Source organism: uncultured Psychrobacter sp. (assembly GCF_947500265.1).
Classification (GTDB): Bacteria; Pseudomonadota; Gammaproteobacteria; order Pseudomonadales; family Moraxellaceae; genus Psychrobacter.
In genome coordinates this window covers 38079-55270 of record NZ_CANMRN010000004.1, presented here as the reverse complement: position 1 = coordinate 55270, position 17192 = coordinate 38079, and the positions used below count along the sequence as shown (strand labels likewise).

General features: G+C 41.3%; 16 protein-coding genes. 5 read left to right on the top strand and 11 right to left on the bottom strand.

Translation table 11 applies throughout. The features are described from left to right. Window positions 1-239: 239 nt before the first annotated feature. Window positions 240-1292 carry a recombinase RecA gene (gene recA, locus Q0788_RS07285; protein WP_101205782.1) on the top strand — a complete coding sequence of 351 codons (1053 nt, stop codon included), beginning with the start codon at window positions 240-242 and terminating at the stop codon, window positions 1290-1292. 40 nt (window positions 1293-1332) lie between these two features. Continuing rightward, window positions 1333-2424, top strand: coding sequence for a regulatory protein RecX (locus Q0788_RS07280; protein ID WP_290178793.1), 1092 nt, complete (start codon window positions 1333-1335; stop codon window positions 2422-2424). Between the two features lie 208 nt (window positions 2425-2632). On the opposite strand, the gene Q0788_RS07275 is transcribed toward Q0788_RS07280, so the two are convergent. The 6 genes from Q0788_RS07275 to Q0788_RS07250 all read right to left on the bottom strand — a co-directional run bounded on the left by Q0788_RS07275 (window position 2633) and on the right by Q0788_RS07250 (window position 8493). Next, window positions 2633-3346 carry a YidB family protein gene (locus Q0788_RS07275; protein ID WP_298809150.1) on the bottom strand — a complete coding sequence of 238 codons (714 nt, stop codon included), beginning with the start codon at window positions 3344-3346 and terminating at the stop codon, window positions 2633-2635. A gap of 241 nt (window positions 3347-3587) precedes the next feature. Further along, window positions 3588-4046, bottom strand: coding sequence for a hypothetical protein (locus tag Q0788_RS07270; protein ID WP_298809147.1), 459 nt, complete (start codon window positions 4044-4046; stop codon window positions 3588-3590). A gap of 52 nt (window positions 4047-4098) precedes the next feature. After that, the gene (locus tag Q0788_RS07265; protein ID WP_057761419.1) at window positions 4099-4380 is read right to left on the bottom strand and encodes a succinate dehydrogenase assembly factor 2; all 282 of its coding nucleotides are present in this window, start codon (window positions 4378-4380) and stop codon (window positions 4099-4101) included. A gap of 126 nt (window positions 4381-4506) precedes the next feature. Continuing rightward, complete coding sequence (folP, locus tag Q0788_RS07260; RefSeq protein WP_298809145.1) at window positions 4507-5400, bottom strand: dihydropteroate synthase; 894 nt, start codon at window positions 5398-5400, stop codon at window positions 4507-4509. Between the two features lie 163 nt (window positions 5401-5563). Then, window positions 5564-7459, bottom strand: coding sequence for an ATP-dependent zinc metalloprotease FtsH (ftsH, locus tag Q0788_RS07255; protein WP_057761422.1), 1896 nt, complete (start codon window positions 7457-7459; stop codon window positions 5564-5566). A gap of 401 nt (window positions 7460-7860) precedes the next feature. Further along, window positions 7861-8493: an SAM-dependent methyltransferase gene (locus tag Q0788_RS07250; RefSeq protein ID WP_057761424.1), complete on the bottom strand. Its 633-nt coding sequence runs from the start codon at window positions 8491-8493 to the stop codon at window positions 7861-7863. A gap of 334 nt (window positions 8494-8827) precedes the next feature. Here Q0788_RS07250 and Q0788_RS07245 point away from each other — a divergent pair, with 334 nt between their 5' ends. Together Q0788_RS07245 and Q0788_RS07240 are read left to right on the top strand one after the other, a co-directional pair. Next, window positions 8828-9139, top strand: a complete 312-nt coding sequence (locus Q0788_RS07245) for a YhbY family RNA-binding protein (RefSeq protein ID WP_298809141.1) — start codon at window positions 8828-8830, stop codon at window positions 9137-9139. Window positions 9140-9358: 219 nt separating this feature from the next. Further along, a complete protein-coding gene (locus Q0788_RS07240) occupies window positions 9359-10132 on the top strand; it encodes a hypothetical protein (protein WP_298809139.1) in 774 nt (257 codons plus the stop codon). 139 nt (window positions 10133-10271) lie between these two features. On the opposite strand, the gene Q0788_RS07235 is transcribed toward Q0788_RS07240, so the two are convergent. Further along, complete coding sequence (locus Q0788_RS07235) at window positions 10272-11000, bottom strand: CHAP domain-containing protein (RefSeq protein ID WP_160022325.1); 729 nt, start codon at window positions 10998-11000, stop codon at window positions 10272-10274. Window positions 11001-11249: 249 nt separating this feature from the next. Between Q0788_RS07235 and Q0788_RS07230 the strand changes: the two genes are divergently transcribed. Next, on the top strand, window positions 11250-11765 hold the full coding sequence (locus Q0788_RS07230; protein WP_298809136.1) for a hypothetical protein: 516 nt from the start codon (window positions 11250-11252) through the stop codon (window positions 11763-11765). Window positions 11766-12063: 298 nt separating this feature from the next. Here the strand turns inward: Q0788_RS07230 and lpxC are convergent, their stop codons facing one another. The 4 genes from lpxC to Q0788_RS07210 form a co-directional block, all read right to left on the bottom strand. Then, window positions 12064-12981: a UDP-3-O-acyl-N-acetylglucosamine deacetylase gene (lpxC, locus tag Q0788_RS07225; protein ID WP_298809133.1), complete on the bottom strand. Its 918-nt coding sequence runs from the start codon at window positions 12979-12981 to the stop codon at window positions 12064-12066. 324 nt (window positions 12982-13305) lie between these two features. Further along, the gene (gene ftsZ, locus Q0788_RS07220; RefSeq protein WP_057761433.1) at window positions 13306-14511 is read right to left on the bottom strand and encodes a cell division protein FtsZ; all 1206 of its coding nucleotides are present in this window, start codon (window positions 14509-14511) and stop codon (window positions 13306-13308) included. 265 nt (window positions 14512-14776) lie between these two features. Then, window positions 14777-16069 carry a cell division protein FtsA gene (gene ftsA, locus Q0788_RS07215; RefSeq protein WP_298809130.1) on the bottom strand — a complete coding sequence of 431 codons (1293 nt, stop codon included), beginning with the start codon at window positions 16067-16069 and terminating at the stop codon, window positions 14777-14779. A 164-nt stretch (window positions 16070-16233) separates the two neighbouring features. Further along, window positions 16234-17022 carry a cell division protein FtsQ/DivIB gene (locus Q0788_RS07210; RefSeq protein WP_298809128.1) on the bottom strand — a complete coding sequence of 263 codons (789 nt, stop codon included), beginning with the start codon at window positions 17020-17022 and terminating at the stop codon, window positions 16234-16236. Window positions 17023-17192 lie beyond the last annotated feature (170 nt).

The window sequence follows — 17192 nt, the reverse complement described above, 5'->3', positions numbered from 1 at the left end:
TAACGACAGTATAGTACGGACTTATTTTTACTTCTCTCGCTATTTAATTTTACTGTATAGTAGAACGATACATTCGATACTACTATCTATACCAGTCACGTGACAACCTATTTTTCGATAAAACAGCCAAACAATAATTGCCGACTTCATAACAGTCAGTATGCGTTTGCCAAAGGTTTTAACCGTACCAATATTTTATTTATAGCATCAACTTAACTACCGAAAACAAGGAATCCAATATGGACGACAATAAAGCCAAAGCCCTCAAAGCGGCATTAGGTCAAATCGAAAAGCAATTTGGTAAAAACACCATCATGCATCTAGGCGACGACTCGGCCATTATGGATGTCGATGTGGTCTCTACAGGCTCTCTAGGATTAGACATTGCGCTTGGCATTGGCGGTCTACCAAAAGGCCGTATCGTTGAAATTTACGGCCCAGAAAGCTCAGGTAAGACGACAATGACCCTGCAAGCTATTGCAGAATGTCAAAAGCAAGGCGGTACCTGTGCCTTTATAGATGCCGAGCATGCGCTCGACCCTGTTTATGCACGCAAGCTTGGAGTAAACACTGATGACTTATTGCTCTCGCAGCCTGACAATGGCGAGCAAGCACTTGAAATTACAGATATGTTGGTACGCTCAGGCGCAATCGATATGATCGTGATTGACTCAGTAGCTGCGTTGACACCACGTGCCGAGATTGAAGGTGAAATGGGCGACTCACACATGGGTCTGCAAGCGCGTCTGATGAGCCAAGCCCTACGTAAAATCACTGGTAACGCCAAACGCTCTAACTGTATGGTGGTATTTATTAACCAAATCCGTATGAAAATCGGTGTTATGTTCGGTAGCCCTGAGACTACGACTGGTGGTAACGCGCTGAAATTCTACGCCTCTGTACGTATGGATATCCGCCGTATTGGTGCGGTCAAAAACGGTGATGAAATCATCGGTAACCAGACCCGTGTCAAAGTCATTAAAAATAAAATGGCACCACCTTTCCGCCAAGCTGAGTTTGAAATTACTTACGGTGAAGGTACGAATCACTTAGCCGAAGTCATTGACTTAGGCGTGGAGATTGGAGCCGTTGGCAAAGCAGGCTCTTGGTACAGCTATGGCGACGAAAAAATCGGTCAAGGTAAAGCCAACTCTGTGCTTTTCTTAAAAGAGAACCCTGCCATTGCTCAAGAAATTGAAGACAAGATTCGTGACGAAAAGCTTGGTACGAAAAAAAATAGCAAAGCCGACGAAACTGAAGAAGCAGAACAGGCTTCTGAACCTGTACAATAATGGTTTAATGATTAACCGTTGTCAGTAACTATGATTCATTATGAAAATTAAAACCTTAGCTGAAATTCTAGCTGAGTCGGGTGCCGACTCAGCTAGTTCTGTTGATAGCAAACCAAAAAAACTGTCCAAAAACTCTCATACGAAAGAGCATAAAAAACGAGAGAAATCTAGTAAACGGACTACCCGCTCAAATAAAGATGATTCAGTCAAGAATGACGCTACTATTGATACAGCGTTTTTCGAAGACTCCTCTCCTAAGTCAAAAAAGAACTCTAAATCTAAAAAACGTAAAAAGCGTTTTCACCCAGCAGCCAATTTTACCGCTGAGCCTAGTGATACCCCTACATATCAACCCCCTGAAGCACAAACCATCAAAGAGATGCTGGCAGAAGTCAAACTCGACATTCATAATGACGAAGTTGACAACAGCTTAGCAACAGATAATGGTCGTAGCACTGAGCCGCTATCCAAAAACTCAAAACATGAAGCTGAGTTTTTTGCTATCAATGATAGTGAAACAGACAGCCAAAACGATAACATACCAGCCGCGCTCAAAGCCTACTTACGAACCCCTGAACAAAAACAAGCAGAAATCGATGCGATTAAAGCTGAAAGTCGATTGCGTTGGCTCGCATTTTATTATTTATCACGCCGTGAATACGGTAAGGCTGAGCTAAAGCAAAAGCTGATCGATAAAGAGCAAGACCCAGAAAAAATTGACGCACTGCTCGATGAGTTTGAAGAAAAAGGTTATCAAAGTGATTATCGCACTACCCTAATGTTGATACGTGAGAACATTCGCAAAGGCCGCGGACGTGGTCGGATCAAACAAGAATTCTATCGCAAGAAGATTGCTATGCCAGGTAACATCGATGAGCTAATCGATCTGGCAAATACTGAGTCTGATGAATTTAGTGAGTTTGTAGATGATGATGCAGACAACCTAGTCGATGGTGTGGATTGGCTGAAACTGGCGGTGATAGCACGTACCAAAAAATACGGTAATGAGATACCAGTTGAGCAAAAGGAAAAAGCTAAGCAGCTACGTTTTTTACAGTATAGAGGGTTTAATACTGATATCTGCTTTGCCGCACTTAACCATACAACAGAGACGCTAGACGAACGATTCTAAGGGCTTACTATTACTATCACTTGTCCCTGCCAAGCCTGTCGCTGCCAAGCGGTATTTACCGACAGTCATGCTCTTGTGATAGACATAAAAAAGAGCACGTTATATAACGTGCCCTTTAATCAATACTATCAATTATTTTAATCTACATGACTTTTAAGTATTCAGTTAGAAATTTTCGAATTCTAAGCTGCAAAAATACTTGAACAAACTACTTAAAATTACCAAGACGGCTAGATAGCTGGCTAATGATTTGATCTATCTCTTCATTGGCTTCAGACTCATTATCTAGATTACCATTAGGCGTTAGCTGATTCATGACCTCAGGCAATAGCTCAGCAAGTCCCTGTCTTACCTCAGTTTCATTAGCACCAGTATGAGCGGCTACTTGCTGAATTTCGTTTTCGTCAAATAAACGGTTAATTTCGTCTGGATTTAAATTATCGTTTGCTTCGTTATTACTCATCCAAGAGCGTGCTTGACCTTCATAGCCAATACCAGTGATTTTTGACAACGCCCCACTCAAACCACCATTACGTTTGATCCAGCTAAGCACCATAGGCATCAATGCAGCAACGAGCATACCTTTACCACCAAACCCACTATTAGTACGCTGACCACCTAATACACTACCTAAAATATCACCTAGTCCGCCAGCACCTGAGCTCATACCGCCGCGCTGACTACCGCCCGTGAGACCACCAATGATGTCGTCTAAGCCAAAACCATTATCTGCTTGACGGCTATTTTGTTGAGGGCTATAACCACCTGCCTGACTGCCACCGCCCAGCACACTACCTAAAATATCACCTAGTCCGCCCGTCTGCCGTGTTTCAGTACGTTGGTTAACTGGATTGCGCTGAGCATCGTCTGGATTCATTGCACTACGTGCCACTTGGCTCACTAAATTCCCTAATAAGCTCATTATCTATTCCTCTTTTTATCGTATTGTTTAGTACAAAAATACTGCTAAAATTTATGAAACCTCATATCTGCCTATATGTTCTTTAATAACGGGACAGCAGAATTACGAGTTTTATTTTCTATTTTTAATATAACAGATTTTAATATAACAAACCTCTTTGTCCTTTGAGATAGCTATTTTGTTATGACGTGTAGGGATTTCTCATCGTAAAAGGAAAAACCTAAGCTCCATAAATACTCAGCTATCTAATATTACCCTTACTGGTATTCGCTAAAATATTCAATCGTCGCCATTGCTCGTGATTCACTTGGTCGCGGAATATAGTAGTCGAAAACGTTCTTTGATAAGGCTCAACGATATTGAACTCGACACTCATCGCCCATTGATAGCGATTTATATCGACCAACTCTGCTTGCCATAACTCATCGCCGCGTCCCGCTCGTATCAGTAATTGCCATTCTTTATCGACACGCTGACTGAGCGCTGGCTGACTAATATGTAATAGGATTGGTCTCGATATAATCAGATAACTTGCGACTGCTGCCGAGACTATTAAGATTAGTAAATACTGCCACAAAGTCAAAGATGCAAACCATGCCAATATCATCATAACGCCAGTCAAGCCTACATATAGCAGCGCGCGTACATAACTGGCAGGCTTGATAGCTGTATCAATACGTAGCGAAGTTACTGGCGTCATATAAGCGTACCATGGGAAACGTTAGATATTGTACTGACCTGTTCCTTAAGACCTAAACCAAGTCTTTGGTATGGCGCCATGTTTTTATCTTATTGACCAATGCCCAGATGTCGTCCTCTTCTGGACGATTTTGATTGGTAAAGTAGTCTAGTAAGTCTGGGTCTTCATGAGTGAGCATTTCTGCAAATGTTGCTTGTTCAGTAGCATCTGCTGTCAGATACAGCTCCTTGACGTAAGGATCAATATAAAAATCCAATTCTTTTAATCCGCGGCGAGCTTGATAAATGATACGGCGCTGTTCATTGGTTGGTTCTGGCTGAGTTGTACTTGTCATAGATTTACTCTTATTAAGTTATATAGTTTTGCGGGTTTAGATAGTTTAGAAAAAAATATCAGGCATAGCGTATAGAATATTTATAGTCTTGAAATCTCACTATGCATTCGGACATGTAGAATGAGTTTAACAACGATATGCTGACAGTTGACTCCATAAGGCCACTGCTTGCTGCATCATCGCCACATTATGCGTACGAATGATACTTGCTCCTTGCTGTAAGGCAAATAGCCCAGCTGCGGTTCCTGCCGAATCACGCTCTACCGCTTGCGTCGTACTCACAGCTTCAGCACCACTTTTGGTCAATACTTCTGCTAAAAAACGCTTACGAGAAATGCCAAACATCATTGGCAGTCCTAATGTTTGTAAGCTGCTCAGCTGGCTTAGTAATACACAGTGATGCTCATAGTTCTTAGCAAAACCAAAACCTGGGTCGATAATAATATTGCTTCGTTTGACGCCGATGCTAACTACTTCGTTAATACGGTCGAGCAGCTCTGTACGCACTTCATCGATCACATTATCATACTGTGCCAGATTATTCATTGTCGTTGGCTCACCGCGCATATGCATTAGCATAACAGGTATATCAAGCTTAGCTGCCAGCTCTGCCGCACCAGTACGTTTCAGTGCTCGTACATCGTTCCAAATATCAGCACCTTCATTAAATGCTGCCTGCATGACTTCAGGGCTGCTAGTATCAATCGATAGCCAAATGGCATCACCACAATGCTGACGAATAGCTCGAACCACTGGCACAACTCGTTGTATCTCATCTTTAGTTGCCACAGTTTGCGCATTTGGACGAGTAGATTCACCACCGATATCGATAATAGTAGCGCCTTCATTTATCATCTGCTGACAGTGCGCAACGGCTTTATCTACTGCGTTAAACTGCCCACCGTCTGAAAATGAATCTGGCGTTACGTTTAAGATGCCCATGACATGCGGCTGCGATAAATCTAAAGTTTTATCACGACTAGACACTTGATAGTTGGGTAAAGGTTGGAATAATGACATGAATAATCCATCACAAGTAAATTTATAATGCAGCTTTATTTATTATTATCTATGCTTATGATACCAGTAAATCTTATGGGGTTCTAAACCCTTCATAAAATGATGACAATAAAAAAGCCCTTTATCATAAAGGGCTTTTTATCAAACACGAATATGCTAGCACTTACATCGCTGGTAATGGAGGCGGAGTAGCACCCGTTGTTTTAACGTCATTTTTTGATAAGTTTACTTCGTTATGCTGGTAAACTCTCGGTGGACGTGGCTCTTCACCTGCTAGAATATCTTGCAGCTGGTCACGATCAATAGTTTCCCAATTCATAAGCGCATCAACCATCGCATGCATTTTGTCTTGGTTGGCTTCAATCAATTCACGAGCGATATCATACTGCTCTTCTAGCATACGACGCACTTCTTCATCGACCTTCTGCTGAGTAGCTTCAGAGATAGTACGTCCACCACCGCCGAAATATCCTTGCGAGTTGTCGTCATCTTCGTACACCATGATACCAAGTGCATCAGACATACCGTACTTCGTGACCATCGCACGTGCCATTTTAGTAGCGCGTTCAAAGTCGTTTGAAGCACCCGTTGACATCTGATTAATAAACACTTCTTCAGCGATACGACCACCAAACAAAATAGCAATGTCGCTCAGCATTTTCGACTTATACATACTGGTCTGATCATGCTCAGGCAACTGCCAAGTGACACCAAGGGCAAAGCCACGCGGCATAATAGTAACCTTATGCACCGGATCTGTACCTGGCAATAGCTCAGCTACTAGCGCATGACCTGCTTCATGATACGCAGTGGCACGGCGCTCTTCTTCACGTATCACCATGGACTTGCGTTCTGGACCCATATATAGCTTGTCTTTTGCATCTTCAAAATCATTCATGTCGACGCTAGTCTTGTTACGACGTGCGGCAAATAATGCAGCCTCGTTTACAAGGTTGGCAAGCTGGGCACCACTGAATCCAGGCGTACCACGAGCAAGAGAACTTGCATCTACACTGATTGTGTTTGGTAGTTTCTTCAAATGGACTTTCAAGATTTGCTCACGGCCTTTGATATCCGGCAAGCCTACTTGTACCTGACGGTCAAAACGACCTGGACGAAGTAACGCTTTATCAAGCACGTCAGCACGGTTGGTTGCGGCAATAACAATAACGCCTTCATTACCTTCAAAACCATCCATCTCAACCAATAGTTGGTTCAATGTCTGCTCACGCTCATCATTACCGCCGCCCATACCGGAACCACGATGACGACCGACTGCATCAATCTCATCAATAAAGATGATACAAGGAGCGCTTTTCTTCGCCTGTTCGAACATATCACGGACACGTGATGCACCAACACCGACGAACATTTCAACAAAATCAGAACCTGAAATTGAGAAGAAAGGCACTTTAGCTTCACCAGCAATAGCTCTCGCTAACAAGGTTTTACCTGTACCTGGAGGACCTACCATCAAGATGCCACGAGGAATCGTTGCACCCAGTTTGGTAAATTTGTCTGGATCACGTAAGAACTCAACCACTTCAACAACTTCTTCTTTGGCTTCTTCACAACCAGCTACATCTTCGAAGTTAACGTTGATTTGATCTTCAGTTAGCATTTTTGCTTTCGATTTACCAAAGCTCATTGGGCCGCCACCTTTACCGCCAGCGCCGCCCTGCATGTTACGCATAAAGAATAAGAACAGACCAATAATCAATAGAATTGGGAAGCTGGCTATCAGTAGTTGCATTAATACGCTTTGGCGCTTTGGTGCAGTTCCTTGAACTTCGACTTGGTTCTCACGTAGCATTGGCATGAGCTGGTCATCTGACACAGCTGGTCTAATGGTCTCAAAAGATGAGCCATTTTTCTTTTCGCCGGTGATCTGTTCGCCGTCGATCTCGACACTGGCTACTTGGTTTTCTGACACTGCGGTCACAAACTCAGAGTAGTTAAGGTTATCCGGCTCAGAGGATTGATCGAAGCCGCTAAACACCAGCACCAAAACGCCGATTACCACCAGCCACAATAAGGTATTTTTTACCATGTCGCTCACTAGTTATTCCCATCCCTTACTTATTGGTGTGTTTATTAAACACGTGACGTCTATAAACGTATTGCTCATTTTTAACGAATATCCTGATAATAAAAAACTGCTAAATTAAACTTATATGATTTATAGGTAGCCTAAAAATTGTTTTTATAAATAATCATTATGAGATAAACATAGATATACGATCACTGAGCTTGTAAAACGCTTATTATCAGACGACTTTGCCTAAAACGTATGCTAAAAACAAAGGTAATATACCATGATATATGGTGCTAACCCGCATAATTCAAGCAGGTTTCACGATTATTCATTTAACAATTGACGCAGCTTTTATATCGCGATAATAACACTTTATGGTGGTTTACCCTCTCGCTTACAAGAGCAGCAACCTATTGATGTTAAAACTATTTAATCGCTATCCAAAACATCTCTTTTGAGCGTGGTCGTGACGCACCTGGCTTTATACTACGAATCTTACTAAAATCCTGCTGCATCTGCTTGCGTAATTCTTGTGTACCCTCGCCTTGAAACACTTTCATAATAAGTGCGCCACCTTCTGGTAAGGTTGCGAGCGCGAAGTCTACTGCCAACTCACATAAGTACATCATACGTGGCTGATCGATAGCGCTATTTCCCGCAGTATTGGGTGCCATGTCAGACAATACCACGTCGACTTGTCTATCACCCACTTCTGCCATAATGGCGTCAAACACTTCAGCTTCACGAAAATCACCCTGAATGAAGGTCACATCAGGCAAAGTGTCCATCGCCAAAATATCAGAGGCAATCAAGATACCATCATCACCTACCAACCGACCAGCAACTTGTGACCAGCTACCAGGTGCACTGCCCAAATCTACGACCGTCATGCCTTTTTTGATCAGGTTGGTTTTTTCATTAATCTCTAACAACTTATAAGCGGCACGGGCACGGTAGCCATCTTTTTGAGCTTTTTGTACATAATGATCGTCAATATGCTCTTTCATCCAAGCACTACTGCTCTTTGATAGTTTTTTGTTTTCAATACGCGTGGCCAAAATACCTGCTCCTATTGCTTTACTAAATCTAGCTGCTTTAATTGCTCTATCACTTACAAACTGATATTAATCCGTTGCGGATTATTCTAAATACGGTGTTAATCAGATTTTTTATTCATAGTTGGTTGCAAACTGACCAAATTCTATTGGTTAAATAACTGTTTTATAAGGCAGTAGCGTTTATAATGTACCAAACATTCAGTTTAACATTTTCGTCACGTAAAATCGTGCAAAATCCTGCTGATCTCATGCAAGATGGTCACAGATTATCTATAATGATCACTAACTGTTTATGACAGTACCATTTTTATTTTTACCAACACCTAGGAATTCTATGCAACTCGATAACGCTACCATCAAACGTCTAAAAGGCATCGGTCACGAGCTAAAGCCTATCGTTATGATCGGCAACAAAGGTATTACCCCAACCATTACTGAAGAAATCGATCGCGCGCTAACAGATCATGAGCTTATCAAAGTGAAATTGCCTGCTGGCACGAAAGAAGAGCGTGACATCGTTGGCGCTGAACTTGCTAAAACGGCTAATGCGTCTTTGGTTCACTCTATTGGTCGTATGGCATTATTACTACGCAAAAACCCAAATGCCAACCCAAAACTGTCTAACCTAGCACGTCACGCACAGTAATATGTCATGACCGACTAGACTTAAGTGACTGAGTTTTATGTTCACTTATACCATAGCCAAACGATAATGAAATACAAAGGCCGCGACGCATCTTGCTCGCGGCTTTTATGTTTTCCGATAGTCTCGGTTATACTTACCATATAGTATTAGTGCCCTGAATTAGTATGATTTCTCTTGTCACTATCACCTCTTTATTATTACCGTCGAGATGTACTCATAATGAACCAATCTTTTAACCTCTGTATAGCCACCGAGACAATAGTGAAAGACGCTCAGCAATTAGGTGTATCTATAGAAGAGCTAGAGAATATCTCTATCAAAGTAAGTGTAGAGATCATCAAGCAACCAGCTTTGCAACTAGTGCTGACCTATCAAGTAACTCTGCCTAGCCAATTTCTAGCAAACCAACTCAATTGGCCAACATGGCAACAAACTCAAGTAAATTTCACTGATTATCTATGGGAAGAAACGTGCCTTGAATGTTTTATTGCTGGCAGTGAGATTGATGGCTGTAAGCTTGATAACGAAGATATCGTAGCAATTCACCAGCCAGAACCTCACAAGATACCATTTCAGCAAGCAACTGCTTATATAGAGATTAATGCTAGCCCTGATGGCCGTTACGCTGTTTATCAATTTGAGAGCTATCGTAACCCTGCGGCACTACCGCCAGTACCGTTGTATGAGACCGACGGAACCACATGCGCATCTATTAATTGGAATAACCATAAGGATTTGACAGCCACATCAATAGAAAGCCATTTATCTAGCACTCCAACTGTAGTGCAGACACCTGCTCATTATGAGCGCAGCTTTAGCCTGCCTATAACTCAACTACCGAATCAACAATATGCTATTGCAAACATGAGGCTCGAACAAATACATCCTTGTGTCATCTTATCGTTTGGCGAAACTGCTTTATACTTTGCCTCGGGTCATGCCTCCCCGCCTGATTTTCACAATCGCGACTATTGGCCAAAATTTGAGCTTTGATTTGGTTATATGAGCTTCACTCACTTAGGCATCCCAGTTTAAAGCACAAAAAAAACCCAGTAATGTCATAAAGAGCATTACTGAGTTTGGAGAAAACTTTAGTTCTATTTAACTGATGCTTACTTCATTTAACCGATGTTTATTTGTCAGCCATCGCAAGGTAGATACCACGATCTGATGCATCATCAACATACTGCGAATCACGCCATGTCGTATAGCTGTATGTACCGCTATAAGGGCTAATGCTGTTTTGACGGAAGTCAGATACCCAGTCATTGCCATCAAAAATCTGAATATGACCATGTGGACGGCTTGACGTGCGGTTATAGACAACGACATCACCAACTTGTGGTGCCATGTCGTTACTGATTTTGGTAAAGCCAGCTTGGGCTAGCGTACCACGAGAGGCGTACTGATATGCTGAAGGGTTAGGCGTAAATTCGTAACCTGCTGATTGTAATGCTTTACGTACATAGCGAGCACAGTAGCCAGAGCTTCTAGATAGAGCGACGCGAGAGGCATTTGCTGCTGCAATAGCAGGAGCAGAGTTGCGGTCAGGTACGCGGCTTGCTTGCTGCTGACGCTGCTCGTAAGACAAACGACTGGTCAGTGAAGCGAGCTGATATTCTTTTTGCTTAGCATGAGCACTTAGATTGTCAATTGCTTGACTGATCTCATCGTTGCTATATACATGGGCACCACTGTTAGTGCTATAGATGTTGCGACTAGAACCATAGTTCGCAGAAGTAGAAATATTTGTGATGGTATGACTCAAGGTATTATTTGGTTGAAAGGTTGTTTCGGCAGCACCACTCGTCTGTGCGATACCCATTCCCAATACTGACAAAATTAATAAAGCTTGTTTCATAAATTTACTACCTATTGTTAATACAAGTCTGCTCGTCATCCATAACGAAGCATCAATTAATTTAGAGGATATAATCATCAAATAGACGTGATAAAATCCCTATTACAACGGTTCATTCTTTTCAAATAGTGACTAGTGCCAGTAGTACCTCCCACCTAGTCAACTATCTTATAAGCCATCTGCTATATATTGCTTTTAGCATGTCTGTTATGAGTATCGAGTTTGTCACCTATTAGATGAGTACTTACGATGTCAAAAAAACAACCTAATCGGCTTGCCCAGCTTATAGATCATCAAGCATTTGCTGGTAGCGCGCTACCTCAAACCCTTGCTAATAACATGCGCCTATATATAGAAGCAACCAACGAGATAAAAGAGCTATTGGTAGACTGTCTACCTGAAGAAATACTCAATACCTGTTGGGTTGTAGGCTTAACACCTGAGCAGTTGATATTAAGTGTTAGCTCAATGACAGCAGCAAATCATATTCGCTATTTACATAGCTCGTATTTGCAAATACTAACAGAGCAGTCAATTACATTTAAACAACTCAAGCAAATTCGCGTCGTTGTGGCTAAAAGCTCTGGCAATAATTATTCATCCAAACAATCATCAACATCATCACTGCACTTGCCAAATTCTCGTAAAGCCAATGAAAATCAGGCGCTTAGCCAGAACACAAAACGGACTATATCACAGGCCGCAGAGCATGTCACCACTGATGAGAATCTCAAAAAAGCTCTTTTACGTTTGATTAATCATTAAAAATACCGACCGTTAAATGTAAAGTTATGTAAATAAGAGCAGGTGATGGCATTGATAAAGATGGATTTTTGTAATGCATTGGACAAAAAAAATCCTCCGTTAGTTACATCCAGATCATGGATATAACTAACAAAGGACTTAAAAATCATCTACAGCTTTTGTATTATAGGCCTTAACGGAAAATTCATATATTCATATAGACGATATATTTAAAATATAGAATATTATATAAATGTAATTATGAGCCGTCTATGTAATATTGCGTAAATGTTTCGATACTTCCTGTATATTCCTGTATTTATCCTTCAATAACCAAATCGTTAAGCGGTAAATACTCGATAGGACAGGTTACATTGTCATCAAAAGTTACAATTTCAAAGTTATCTTCGTCAGACAGTATTTCACGTACCAATAAATTATTCAGAGCATGACCAGACTTATAGGCATTAAAACGACCTAAAATTGGGTAGCCAATCAGATGCAAATCTCCCAAAGCATCTAAAATTTTATGACGGACAAACTCATCGTTAAAACGTAAGCCTTCTGCATTAAGTATGTTGGCATCATCGATAACGATGGCGTTTTCCATACTGCCACCTAATGCTAGGTTATTTTGACGTAGCGCTTCTATATCACGTAAAAATCCAAAAGTACGCGCAGTGCTTAATTGTTCGATGAAGTTCTGTGTAGAGAACTGCAACTGTGCATGCTGAAAGTTCTTATCAAACGCAGGATGATCAAAATCAATTTCGAAATTTAATTCATACCCTTCATAAGGACGTAGCTCTGCCCACTTATCTTCTAGCTTTACTCGTACTGGACGTATAATTTTAATAAACTTTTTGGTCGCTTCTTGCTCACAAAATCCTGCATCAAGTAAGAGCGCAACAAAAGGCGCAGCGCTACCATCCATAATTGGTATCTCTGAAGCAGAAACCCGAACTAACAGATTGTCTACTCCTAGACCAGCGATGGCACTAAGCAGATGCTCAACGGTGCCCACGCGCGTACCACCAAACACTAAATTCGATGACATCATCGTGTCTTGTACTAAAAACGCACTCGCTGGAATTGGTTGACTACCTTCTATATCAGAGCGCTCGAAAACAATACCAGTGTCAATCGGCTGTGGATGAAACTCCAAGTCAACAGGCTGACCACTATGTAGACCAGTACCCGTAACGGCTATTGCTGTTTTTATGGTTCTTTGGTTCATGGTTGTCTTCTCACATATTTTGTTACAATTGACATAGTGTACCACTACCGACCCCTTATTCGCTATATATAAAAAGCGCTAATTTTCTTATCTCCTTGATTGATAACACTTATCGTCAACTTTCTATTGCTGATTTTTACTTTATATAGCCTATCTAACGCTATAAAACAACGAGACTCACATAAGTTTCGACAGTCATATACATATATATTACATAGAAAATTGTCATAATTTTCCTTATCGCAAATGCTTCACCTTTCCTTAAACACAAAAAAACCAGCGTCAAAACGCTGGCTTTTTCTTACTCACAGTAAATTAGAAGTACTATTTATTCTGTTGACGCTTTAAATAGTCTTGGATACTGTTTGTTTTAGTCTTAGGCTGCTCTTGAGGTGCACTTGCGCTAGGACGTGCAACGCTATCTTGATACTGCTGAGCTTGTGACTGCTTCTGACTGTTTAAAGCGCTGGTATGCACGTTAGGATCAACAGGTTGCGTGCTATTAACAGAAGGTACTGGCTGCTCTACTACTTCTGGCTCTTGACCTGCGTTTTCATCTAACGTTAAGCCAGTTGCGATGACGGTTACATGTAAGTCGTCACCCATTTTTTCATCAATTACAGAACCGTAGAAAATGTGAGCGTCGTCGATGTCAGTAATTTCTTCGACTATTGCACTGATTTTGCTCATCTCATCTAGTGACAATGACTCTGAAGAAATAACGTTGACCAGTAGACCTTTTGCATTTTCTAAACGCAAATCATCAAGTAGTGGTGATCTGATGGCTTTTTCAGTCGCTTGACGCGCACGATCATCTCCGCTGGCACGGCCAATACCCATCATCGCATGACCTTTCGCAGTCATCGCCGTACGGATATCGTTAAAGTCAATATTGATCATACCTTCGCTAGCGATGGTTTCCGCAATACCTTGAACGGCATGCAGCAATACATCATCCGCTTTTTTGAAAGCATCTTGCATAGAGATGTTGCCGTATACACTCATCAACTTATCATTTGGAATCGTGATAATTGAGTCGACAAAGTTAGTCAGCTGCTCAATACCTGCTTTAGCAGCTTTGATACGCTTACCACCTTCGAATTTGAATGGCGTAGTCACAACAGCAACTGTTAGTACTTCCATTTCTTTCGCAATACGAGCAACAACTGGCGCTGCGCCTGTACCAGTACCGCCGCCCATACCAGCAGTGATAAATACCATATCTGAGTGCTCAAGCAATGCGCGAATCGCTTCTTCTTCGCTCTCTGCTGCTTCACGACCCACTTCTGGATTTGCGCCAGCTCCTAGACCACGGTTCGTTTTTGCACCTAGTTGCAGTTTATGCGGTGCAGTAAGACGATCTAGCGCTTGTTTATCTGTATTGGCACAAACGAACGTTACACCTCTGATGCCTTGCTGTACCATATGTTCAACTGCATTACCGCCGCCGCCACCAACACCGAATACAGTGAAGCTTGCTTGGCCATTGTTTTGAAGCTGATTATCATCTGGCATGGTGTATTTTGACATAAAAAAGATTCTCCAGTTGCAGATAGCGTGTAAGTCGATACATAGTAACGCACTCATGTGGCGCGCTATCGACATACTATATATAAATGTATTTAAATAAAACAGGGTATGGCTAAAATCGATCAGTATAGACAATAATATGTCATTACTACTTAATACTTTATTTTTAAAACTAATTTATTCGCAATGTTACTTTATTTTTTGCTTAATCAATTTAGAGGTATTCCATGATGTATAGATGCTCTAGATACGATATTAAACAGGTCTATAGTATTTTCTTTAAAACATTCGCAAACCGTTGACCCGCATTCCGAAACACGCCTGATACTCGATTGTTTTGGATCGCTTCAGGTTCGCTTTTTTCGCTACGGCGGAACTGCTCACTCTGGCTGTATAACAACGTACCAAAAGCCGTCTGATAAGCGCGATCATTTACTTGACTATTTAGTAGCTTAAATGACTCATCATTATCAAAATGATTATAAGCACTGATAGCAGGATGAGTATTGGTCAATACAACAGGCATTTTTAGTAGCTTTTTGGCAAAGGGTATCATACCTTTAATCGTACTACCGCCGCCAGTCAACACAATCCCTTTATCGATATAGCCTATCAAACCTGCTTCGTGTAATTGACGCGCTACTTCAGTAAATATCTGAACGTAACGAGCTTCAATAATACGTGCCAAGTTATAGATACCAATATTGATTTCGTCGCCCGATCCTTGAGGTTTGAATAAAAAGAATGCGCTTGGATCGACACTATTGACATCAGCTGTACCATGAGACTTTTTCAGCTTTTCAGCTTCAATCATGGAAATACCAAAATCAGCTGAAATATCCATTGTCACTTCATGACTGCCTGTTGCTATACAATGTGTAAAAATCAGCTTATTCTCTTTATACACACAAATGCTGGTCGTACTAGCGCCAATATCGACCAAGCAAACCCCTTGCTGGCGTTCCTCAGTCATCAAACTATACTCAGCACTGGTCACTGCATCGAAAACAATATGATCAATGCCGACGTCACAACTTTGTAATAGCTTTTGGATATTCTGACGGCTGGCAACAGGCATCATCATCATGTGGTACATCACGGTGATATTGTGTGCCATCATCTCGATGACATCATCCACCATAAAATCTTGCTCATCGACATAGATACCTTGCTGACAGCAATGCATCAAATAATAGTCAGATGATAAATCACGCGATTTTGCATTAGCCAATGCTTGTACCATGTCTTTGGCACGTACCACTTCATCTTCTACTTTGACCTCTCCAGCACTGTTTTTGCTAGATAGCTCAGGGGTCGCAAGGGTTAACCAAACACTATGCACACGGCAGTTAGCGGTGTCTTCCGCTTCTTGAATGGCTTGCTTAATAGCACCTTGCAGACGTTCACGATGCTTTATCTGACCTTGATAAAAATCGCTGTTTTTAACTTGTCCTACGCCCAAAATACGAATGTCTTTTGCAGAGACAACATTGCCTATGACGACATATACTGCCGTGGCACTTAGATGGACAACAACCAGATTTTCATTATTTTTCATGGTACCAGACAAATTATCGCTAAATAGAAGAGCAAGTAATGCTCTTCTATTAAATCATTAAAAAAAGCGTTACTAATACGCTATGATGTTGTACATATTTTCTTCAAACTAAATAAACCGTATTAGCTCATATCGGTTATGTATAGATGTACTGCTTACTTAGGCTATTCTGATTCAGCATTCTGTGTCACGTTCCAAGCAATGGTAAAGCCATTTTTGTATCGTAAATCTACAGATTGCATTTCATCTCGACGCGTACTTAACTGATTGCCAAGCAGTTGGCTTAAATTCAGTAGTTTTTGCGCCGTGTTTTCATTGTCTACAATCACACGTAGCCCATTGTCAAAGCGGATTAGCCAAGTCATTCTCGGTGACAGAATGATATCTTCAACCTGCATCCCAAGCGGTGCATACCAATCATTAACTTGCTGCATTTGTTGCATAATAACTGGTGCTTGAGACATCTCACCCTGTAAGGTTGCAAAACGTTCTTGTGTTAAATCTCTACTATCAGCAGGAACAAACACAGCGCCTTTTGCATCGACCAAACGTTCTGTACCAAAATTAGCAACTGCTTGTTTGGGTAACGCATTGACGACGATGCCACGTTGCCAATCACGAGAGATACTTACTTGGTCTACCCAAGCTAAGCCCATTGTAATGTCTCGCAATGCTTGCAAATCAGAAGTAAAAAAGCTACTTACTTGTTGTTGTTTCATCACATCTTGCAATGAGCGATGCTGAGCAGCAGACAAACCTTGATTACTGACATAAATATTTGCTGGCGGTGCATCACGTAGTGCTTTTCCGCCCATCATTAATATTAGCACTAGCAAGCCTAAGACCAGTACCATAAATAGATACTTTACCGTTGCCGGTATTTGGAGCTTAGATTTTGGGCGACCGGCTTTATCACTCATCAAGTCAGTTACCTCGTTGACAGTTTGAGCCATAACGACCTTTGTCCCTATATTTGCATAAAACTGATCATGCTATTTATTGATATAAATCTGCGTATTTTTAGCAGAAGCTTATTAAGTCGATATGTTATCAAATTTTATTAAAAATATAGCTTATATACAGCGATTACGTTAATTTAAACGTAACATTTTTCTTAAATTAT